Source organism: Mycobacterium sp. TH-M11, assembly GCF_057473725.1.
Map to the genome: position 1 here is coordinate 1 of NZ_JBYCLD010000426.1, position 8,590 is coordinate 8,590.

The 8,590-nt window shown below is 67.0% G+C and carries 10 protein-coding genes and 1 pseudogene; 7 read left to right on the forward strand and 4 right to left on the reverse strand.

The features are described from left to right. Positions 1-206: pseudogene (locus AC2VOG_RS16740) on the reverse strand (peptide ABC transporter permease); the annotation flags it as partial. Continuing rightward, positions 203-1,180, reverse strand: a complete 978-nt coding sequence (locus tag AC2VOG_RS16745) for an ABC transporter permease (RefSeq protein WP_486940984.1) — start codon at positions 1,178-1,180, stop codon at positions 203-205. The pseudogene AC2VOG_RS16740 and the gene AC2VOG_RS16745, both read right to left, overlap by 4 nt. Positions 1,181-1,363: 183 nt before the next feature. Here AC2VOG_RS16745 and AC2VOG_RS16750 point away from each other — a divergent pair, with 183 nt between their 5' ends. From AC2VOG_RS16750 to AC2VOG_RS16770, 5 genes are all read left to right on the forward strand, one after another. Then, positions 1,364-2,203: a hypothetical protein gene (locus AC2VOG_RS16750; protein ID WP_486940985.1), complete on the forward strand. Its 840-nt coding sequence runs from the start codon at positions 1,364-1,366 to the stop codon at positions 2,201-2,203. Between the two features lie 164 nt (positions 2,204-2,367). Beyond that, positions 2,368-3,291 (forward strand): sulfate adenylyltransferase subunit CysD, encoded by a 924-nt coding sequence (cysD, locus tag AC2VOG_RS16755; protein WP_486940986.1) that lies wholly within the window; start codon positions 2,368-2,370, stop codon positions 3,289-3,291. After that, positions 3,291-5,135, forward strand: coding sequence for an adenylyl-sulfate kinase (cysC, locus tag AC2VOG_RS16760; protein WP_486940987.1), 1,845 nt, complete (start codon positions 3,291-3,293; stop codon positions 5,133-5,135). The genes cysD and cysC overlap by 1 nt, the downstream gene beginning before the upstream one ends. Further along, a complete protein-coding gene (locus AC2VOG_RS16765) occupies positions 5,132-5,869 on the forward strand; it encodes a 3'(2'),5'-bisphosphate nucleotidase CysQ (protein WP_486940988.1) in 738 nt (245 codons plus the stop codon). Before cysC ends, AC2VOG_RS16765 begins: the two co-directional genes overlap by 4 nt. Positions 5,870-5,897: 28 nt before the next feature. Beyond that, positions 5,898-6,380 (forward strand): Rrf2 family transcriptional regulator, encoded by a 483-nt coding sequence (locus AC2VOG_RS16770; RefSeq protein WP_486940989.1) that lies wholly within the window; start codon positions 5,898-5,900, stop codon positions 6,378-6,380. On the opposite strand, the gene AC2VOG_RS16775 is transcribed toward AC2VOG_RS16770, so the two are convergent. After that, on the reverse strand, positions 6,377-6,766 hold the full coding sequence (locus AC2VOG_RS16775; RefSeq protein ID WP_486940990.1) for a VOC family protein: 390 nt from the start codon (positions 6,764-6,766) through the stop codon (positions 6,377-6,379). The genes AC2VOG_RS16770 and AC2VOG_RS16775 overlap by 4 nt on opposite strands. Positions 6,767-6,779: 13 nt before the next feature. After that, a complete protein-coding gene (locus tag AC2VOG_RS16780) occupies positions 6,780-7,193 on the reverse strand; it encodes a VOC family protein (protein ID WP_486940991.1) in 414 nt (137 codons plus the stop codon). Positions 7,194-7,268: 75 nt separating this feature from the next. Between AC2VOG_RS16780 and AC2VOG_RS16785 the strand changes: the two genes are divergently transcribed. Continuing rightward, a complete protein-coding gene (locus tag AC2VOG_RS16785) occupies positions 7,269-8,153 on the forward strand; it encodes an LLM class flavin-dependent oxidoreductase (protein ID WP_486940993.1) in 885 nt (294 codons plus the stop codon). Further along, entirely contained in the window at positions 8,146-8,532 is a 387-nt protein-coding gene (locus AC2VOG_RS16790) for a DUF2237 family protein (protein WP_486940992.1), read from the forward strand. Before AC2VOG_RS16785 ends, AC2VOG_RS16790 begins: the two co-directional genes overlap by 8 nt. Positions 8,533-8,590: the final 58 nt, after the last annotated feature.

Sequence of the window (8,590 nt, forward strand, 5' to 3'; positions counted from 1 at the left end):
TTGGTGCCCAACCAGTGTCGGGTACTCGGCGGCGTCAGTAACGCGTTGAAGTCGAGGTCGCGGTAGGAATACGGCAGCAGAGATGGCAGCGTGTAGCAGCCGACGAACAACATCAGCAGGATCAGCAGTGACGCCACCGCCGAGCGGCGGCGCAAAAAGCGGCGCGCCACCAACGTCCGGCGGGATGCGAATGCCGGTGCAGTCATGACACCCGCACCCTGGGATCGACTGCAGCGTAGATGAAGTCCGACAGCAGACCCGCCAGTAAGACGACCGCGCCGGCGAACACCGTGATCGCCGCGACGATGTTGGCGTCCTGGGTGGCGACACCTTGCACCATCCATTCGCCCATGCCGTGCCAGCCGAAGATCTTTTCGACGAACACCGCGCCGGTCACCAACCCGGCTACGCCGTAAGCGAATAGCGTGGCCAACGGGATCAGCGCCGTCCGCAACCCATGCTTGATCAGCGCGCGGCGGCGGGTGAGCCCCTTGGCCCGCGCCGTGCGGATGAAATCCTGACCGAGCACGTCGAGCATCGCGTTGCGCTGGTATCGGCTGAACCCCGCTGCGGTGCCCAGCGCCAGCGTGAGCGTTGGTAAAGCCAAGTGCTGCAAGCGATCCACCAACCGCGCCGCGGTGCCGTCGATCAGCGCCGGCGACGTCTCCCCGGTGTACTGGAACAGCTGCCAGCCCAGCGCCCAGTTCACCCGCAGCGCGCCCAGGATCAGCAGGTTGGCGATCACGAAGGTCGGGGCGGAGAGCACCAGCAGCGAGAGCATCGTGATGACGCGGTCGCTGACCCGGTACTGCCGGATCGCCCCCCACGCGCCCAGCACCACCCCGATGATCGTGCCGGCCACCGAGCCGATCAGCAGCAGCCGAAGGCTGACCCCGATCCGGCGCCACAGTTCGCTCGACACCGGCTGACCGGTGATCGTCGCGCCGAAGTCGCCGCGCACCGCATGCGACACCCAGTTCGCGTATCGCAGCGGGATGGGTTGGTTCAGTCCGAGTTGGGCGGCCTTGGCGTCGATGACGGCCTGCGGCGGGCGTGGGCTGCGCTGCATCAGGCTCTCCAGCGGGGAGAAGGCCACCGAGGTCAGGCAGAACGTCAAAAACGACGCCAATGCCAACAACGCCACATAGTTCGCCGCGCGACGCACCAGAAACCGGGCCATGGCTACCGGACTCGCCCCTGTTGCATTCGCCCAGACTAAGAGGTGTGGCTCCGAGGGGCCCGGACCGGTGAGTTGACGGCCTGTCCTGTGCGCCGAGCGTGAAACCCTTGCGAAGAAAACCCCAGATTTTCGCAGCAGGTTCACGCTCGCCGACGTGTCGGTCTGGTGCTGCACACTCGCGGGATGGTTGGACCGTTCATCGGCAGTGAAGCAGTCGCCGCGGCCACGGTGACGCCGTATCAGCTGCGGACGCGGTTCACTGCGATCTACCGCGATGTCTACATCGCACAGGGTTTCGAGCTGTCAGCCGCCGCGCGAGCCCAGGCCGCCTGGCTGTGGTCGCAGCGACGCGGCGTCGTGGCCGGCTACTCGGCGTCGGCGCTGCATGGAGCCAGGTGGGCGAACGCCAAACGGCCCGCGGAGTTGATCTACGGCAACCGTCATGCTCCAGCCCTGGTGCGGACATGGTCGGATCGGATCGAGGACGGCGAGACGACGGTGGTCGACGGTGTGCCGGTAACCAACCCGGCGCGGACGGCCCTCGACCTTGCGTGTCGATATCCCATGGGCCCCGCCGTTGCGGCGATCGATGCCCTCGCTCGGGCGGCGGACCTCAAGATTTCCGACGTCGACCTTCTCGCCGAGCGCTACCCGGGGCGGCGGGGCATTCGTCGCGCCCGGGTCGCGCTGAGCATGGTCGACGCCGGCGCCGAGTCGCCACGCGAGACGTGGCTGCGACTCGTCCTGCTCCGGGCCGGATTCCCCGCCCCGCAGACGCAGATCCCGGTTTACGACGAATACGGCCAACTCGTTGCGGAACTCGACATGGGCTGGGAACACCTCAAGCTCGCGGTCGAATACGACGGCGACCAGCACTGGACCGACCGTCGGCAACTCCGCAAGGACATCGCGCGGTCAGAAGCGTTGAGCGATCTCGGCTGGATCAACGTCCGGGTGACGGCAGCGGACACCGAAGGCGGCGTGGTCGCGCGGGTGGCAGCAGCGTGGGCTCGTCGAGCGTGAATCCACTGCGAAGAAAAGGCCAGATTCTCGCAGCAGTTTCACACTCGTCGCATCAACCGGCCACCGCGGTTTCGTTGACAGCCACCCAAACGGCTGGTTTCATACTTGGTAATGTGCGTAATGATGACCGAATCTACCAACTTTACCGAGAATCGGGACGGCTGATGACCACCCATGAGGCGCCCGCTGCCGGGCAATACGAGCTGAGCCACCTGCGCTCGCTAGAGGCCGAAGCCATCCACATCATCCGTGAGGTCGCCGCCGAGTTCGAGCGTCCGGTGCTGCTGTTTTCCGGCGGCAAGGACTCGATCGTGATGCTGCAGCTGGCCTTGAAGGCGTTCGCGCCCGGCCGGCTGCCGTTTCCGGTAATGCACGTCGACACCGGTCACAACTTCGACGAGGTAATCGCCACCCGCGACGAACTGGTCGCTGAGACCGGGGTGCGGCTGGTGGTCGCCAAGGTTCAAGACGACATCGACGCCGGCCGGGCGGTGGAGACCATCCCGTCGCGCAACCCGCTGCAGACCGTCACGCTGCTGCGCGCGATTCGGGAGAACAAGTTCGACGCGGCGTTCGGCGGTGCCCGACGCGACGAGGAGAAGGCCCGGGCCAAAGAGCGGGTGTTCAGCTTCCGCGACGAGTTCGGGCAGTGGGATCCCAAGGCGCAGCGGCCCGAGCTGTGGAACATCTACAACGGCCGCCACCACAAGGGCGAGCACATCCGGGTGTTCCCGCTGTCCAACTGGACCGAGTTCGACATTTGGTCCTACGTCGGCGCCGAGGAGATCAAGCTGCCGTCGATCTACTACGCCCACCGGCGAAAAGTCTTCGAGCGCGACGGGATGCTGCTGGCCGTCGACAAGCACCTGCAGCCGCGCGCCGACGAGAAGGTGATCGAGAAGACGGTCCGGTTCCGCACCGTCGGCGACGTGACGTGCACCGGCTGCGTGGAGTCGGAGGCGGCCACGGTCGCCGAGGTGGTCGCCGAGACGGCGGTGTCGCGGCTGACCGAGCGCGGCGCCACCCGGGCCGACGACCGGATCTCCGAGGCCGGCATGGAAGACCGCAAGAGGCAGGGGTACTTCTGATGGCGACACTGCTGCGTATTGCAACGGCCGGTTCGGTCGACGACGGCAAGTCCACGCTGATCGGGCGGCTGCTGTATGACTCCAAGGCCGTCATGGACGACCAGTGGGCCTCGGTGCAGCGCACCTCCAAGGACCGCGGCCACGAATACACCGACCTGTCGCTGGTCACCGACGGACTGCGCGCCGAGCGGGAACAAGGCATCACGATCGACGTCGCCTACCGCTACTTCGCCACGCCCAGGCGGAAATTCATCATCGCCGACACCCCGGGCCACATCCAGTACACCCGCAACATGGTCACCGGCGCGTCCACCGCGCAGCTGGCCATCGTGCTGGTCGACGCAAGACACGGTCTATTGGAGCAGTCGCGCCGGCACACCTTTCTGGCATCGCTGCTGGGCATCGAGCACATCGTGCTCGCGGTCAACAAGATGGACCTCATCGATTGGGACAAAGCAGCTTTCGAGGACATCCGCGACGAGTTTTACGCCTTCGCCACCCGGCTTGACGTCCAGGACGTGCTGACCATCCCGATGTCGGCGCTGCACGGCGACAACGTGGTCAGTAAATCCGAGCACACGCCGTGGTACGACGGGCCCGCGCTGCTGTCGCACCTCGAAGAGGTTTACATCGCGGCAGATCGCAATCTCGTCGACGTCCGGTTCCCGGTGCAGTACGTCATCCGACCGCAGACCAAGGAGCACCAGGACCACCGCAGCTACGCGGGCACGGTCGCCAGCGGTGTGATGCGCCCGGGTGACGAAGTGGTCGTGCTACCGACCGGCAAGCCCACCCGTATCACCGCGATCGAAGGGCCCACTGGCCCAGTGGCGGAGGCATTTCCACCGATGGCGGTCTCGGTGAGCCTCGCCGACGACATCGACATCTCCCGTGGCGACATGCTCGCCCGGCCGGCCAACGCGCCGCGGGTCACCCAAGACTTCGACGCGACCGTGTGCTGGATGGCCGACGCGTCGGCCCTGGAGCCTGGCCGCGATTATCTGATCAAGCACACCACGCGAACCACGCGGGTGCGGGTCACCGCGCTCGACTACCGCCTGGATGTCAACACGCTGCGCCGCGACAAGGAAGCAAGGGCTTTGCAGCTCAACGAACTTGGCCGAGTATCGCTGCGCTCACAGGTACCGTTGCTGCTCGACGAGTACACCCGCAACGCCAGCACCGGCTCGTTCATCCTGATCGACCCGCACACCAACGGGACCGTGGCCGCGGGCATGGTGCTGCGCGAGGCCGCCGCGCAGAGCGCGAGTCCCAACACGGTGCGGCATCGCTCGCTGGTGACTGCGCAGGACCGCATGTCGCGGGGCCGCACGATCTGGTTCACCGGTCTTTCGGCGTCGGGTAAGTCGTCGGTGGCGATGCTGGTTGAGCGGAAAATGCTCGAAAAAGGCGTTCCCGCTTATGTTCTCGATGGCGACAATCTGCGGCATGGCCTGAACGCCGACCTGGGTTTTTCCATGGCCGACCGGGCCGAAAACCTGCGCAGGCTGGCGCACGTCGCGGCGTTGATCGCGGACGCCGGCCACACCGTGCTGGTGCCGGCGATCAGCCCGCTGGAAGAGCACCGCGAGCTGGCCCGCGGTATCCATGCCGACAATGGCCTGGACTTCCTCGAGATCTTCTGCGACACCCCGCTCGCGGACTGTGAGCGGCGTGACCCCAAGGGCCTCTACGCGAAGGCGCGCGCCGGTGAGATCACCCACTTCACCGGGATCGACAGTCCCTACCAGCGACCGAAGAATCCGGATCTGCGACTCGTGCCGGACCGCAGTCTCGACGAGTTGGCGCAGCAAGTGGTCGAGCTGATCGAGGGGCGGAATTGAGCGGGCGTAGCGACCACGAGCTGGCCGCGCGGCTGGCCACCCAAGCCGGCAGACTGCTGCTGGCCGTCCGCGAAGAGCTCGCCGACGCCACCGAGGCTGACCGAAAAGCCGCAGGCGACAAGCGGTCCCACGACTACCTGATGGCGGCGCTGACGCGCGAACGCCCCGATGACGCGGTGCTCTCCGAAGAGGGCGTCGACGATCCGGTTCGGTTGAGCGCGCAGCGGGTGTGGATCGTCGATCCGCTGGACGGAACCCGGGAGTTCTCCGAGCTGGGCCGCGAGGACTGGGCAGTGCACGTCGCGTTGTGGCAGTCCGGCGCGCTGGTGGCCGGCGCGGTGGCGCTGCCCGCGCAGGGCGTCACGTTGGCCACCCCACATCCCGCGCCGCCGCCGGCACACTCTGGTCCGCCGCGGATCGTGGTCTCGCGAACCCGGCCGCCCGCCATCGCGCTGCAAGTGCGCGATCAGCTGAACGGCACACTGGTCGAGATGGGCTCGGCGGGCGCAAAAGTCGCCGCGGTGATCCAGGGTGTGGCCGATGTGTACGTCCACGCCGGCGGCCAGTACGAGTGGGATTCAGCGGCGCCGGTCGCCGTGGCCCGCGCCGCTGGTCTGCACACGTCCCGCATCGACGGCTCACCGTTGGAGTACAACCGGGAAGACCCCACACTGCCCGACCTGGTGGTGTGCCGCCCAGAACACGCCGACGCGGTGCTCGCGGTCACGCGCTGAGCGCGCGCCGGTGGGAGAATCTTCTTCCATGCGGATGTCGGCGAAGGCGGAGTACGCGGTGCGGGCGATGGTCGAACTGGCCACCGTCGCCGACGGTGTCCTGGTCACCACCGATGAGCTGGCCAATGCGCAGGGAATCCCGCCGCAGTTTCTCGTCGACATCCTGTCCGCGTTGCGCTCCGACCACCTGGTTCGCAGCCACCGCGGCCGCGACGGCGGATACGAGCTATCTCGTCCCGGAACCGAGATCAGCATCGCCGATGTGCTGCGCTGCATCGACGGTCCGCTGGCCAGCGTCCGCGACATCGGGCTGGGCGATCTGCCGTATTCAGGACCGACTGCGGCGCTCACCGATGTCTGGCGGGCCCTGCGGGCCAGCATGCGTTTCGTGCTGGAACAGACCAGCCTGGCCGCCGTAGCCACCGGGACGCTGCCCGACCACGTCGGCCGGCTGGCCGACGACTACCGCGATCAGGAGACCCGACGCCGTAGTGCGCGCAGCGCCGGCTAGCTGCCCGAGCCGTAGGGCTGAGTCAGGATCTCCAGGAAGTGACCGGCGGGGTCTCGGAAATAGACGCCCCGCCCGCCGTAGTTGGTGTTGAACTCGCCGGGGCGTCGGCCGGCGGGGTCCGCCCAATGCTGCAGCCCGCGCGACACAATCTTGCCGTAGATCGCGTCGAAGTCGTCCTCGGAGACCAGAAACGCGTAGTGCTGGGCAGCGATGTTCTCGCTTTCGGGCACCTCGATGTAGTCGAGGGTTGCTCCGTGTTCGAGGCCGACAGTCAGGAAGCGGCCGAACGGCTTCGGGCTCGGCAGCCCGAACAGCTCGCTGATGAACCCGGCGGATTTCCCGCTGTCGTGTGCGGCGACGATGGTGTGGTTGAACTCGATAGGCATCGTGGTGGCCAGTCTACTTGGGTGCGGTCAACTCCAGCGCGATGTTGTCCGGATCGCGGAACTGCAGGATGTAGGCCGGGCCGATGTCCTTGACGGGCTCGTGGCAGATCTCGATGTCGTCGAGATACGCTGCCGCGGAGTCTAATTCGGCCTTATCGGCAACCCGGAACGCGAGGTGGTCCAGGCCGGCGCGATCTTCGTGGAAACGATCGTCGGCGACCGGGCGCAGTCCGAGTAGCGCGCCGCCCAGGTCGTAGATGACGCCGCCGAAGAGAAACCCGAGCCGTTTGCGCGTCGCCTCATCGGCGTTGTCGGGAACCTCGAGCAGCACGGGCCATCCGAAGACAGTCTCGTAAAACTGCCGGGATCGTTCGATGTCGGTGACGGTGAGCCGGACATGAGCGATCGAGTTGGCGGTGATGGCCATTTAGTGATGCTGCCACGCCGATAGTCGCCGGCACAGGGCGGTCGCCATGCCAGAATCGCGATCGTGCAGATAGCGATGACCATGCCGGTCATGGAGCCGGATTTGGACGCCGCCGTATTGCGGGATTGGGCGCGCACGATCGACGACGGGCCGTTCTCGTCGTTGTGTTGGGGCGAGCGGATGGCCTTCGACAACCCGGAGGCGTTGACGTTGCTGGGTGCGCTGTCCGCCTGGACCGACCGGGTGCGGCTGATGACGACGGTGATCGTGCCGCAACTGCACGATCCGGTGATGCTGGCCAAGGCGTTGGCGACCGGCGACATGATCTGCGGCGGGCGGCTCACGGTCGGCCTCGGCGTCGGCGGACGGGTGGAGGACTACGTCGCGGTCGGCGCCGACCCGGCGACGCAGACCATCCGCGGGATGGCGCAGCGGGCCGCGGTGATGAAGCGGGTCTGGGCCGGCGAAAAGATCACCGATGCCAAGCTGCCGGTCGGACCGGCGCCGGTTCAACCGGGTGGGCCGCCGCTACTGGTCGGGACCATCGGACCCAAGACGCTGCGCAGTGCGGCGGCGTGGGCCGACGGACTGGCCGGGACCACGCTGGATCTCGACGTCGCCAAGCAGAACGAGTTGTTCGACGTCGCGCGCCACGCCTGGGCCGAGGCCGGCAAGGCCCGGCCTCACCTGGCCACGTCGTTCTGGTTCGCGCTGGGACCAGCCGATGACGCCCGGGCCCAGGTGCACCGGCATTTGCGTCGCTACATGAACTGGATACCGGCTGAGTACGTCGACGCGATGGCGCCGACCACCGGATTCGCCGGAGGTGACGACGACCTGGTTGCGGTGCTACGCGACTTCAAAGCCGTCGGCACCGACGAGGTGCAGCTCATCCCCACCAGTTCCGACCTCGATCAACTGCGGCGCGCGGCCGATCTGGTGGGGGAGATCAATGCCTGAACGCAACGTCCTGGGCGGCCCGCTGGAGCCGTGCGGCAGTGCGCCGTTGACCGGCTTCTACCGCGATGGCTGCTGTTCGAGCGGACCGGAAGACATTGGCCTACACACGATTTGCGCGGTGGTAACCGCCGAATTCCTGCAACATCAGCGCTCGATCGGCAACGACCTCTCGACGCCCATGCCGCAGTTCAGGTTTCCCGGGCTGGTACCCGGAGATCGCTGGTGCGTGACCGCGCGCAACTGGCTGCTGGCGTACCGCGACGGCCTGGCCGCCCCGGTGGTGTTGGCGTCCACCCACGAGCGCACCCTCGACATCGTGCCGCTCGAGGCACTGCAGGAGCACGCCGTCGATGTGCCCGACGATCTGGGCGGCCTGTAGTCGTTGATGCGCGCCCGACGTCCGCGGCCCCGGTTGCCAGGCGTTAGCCGCAATCGGA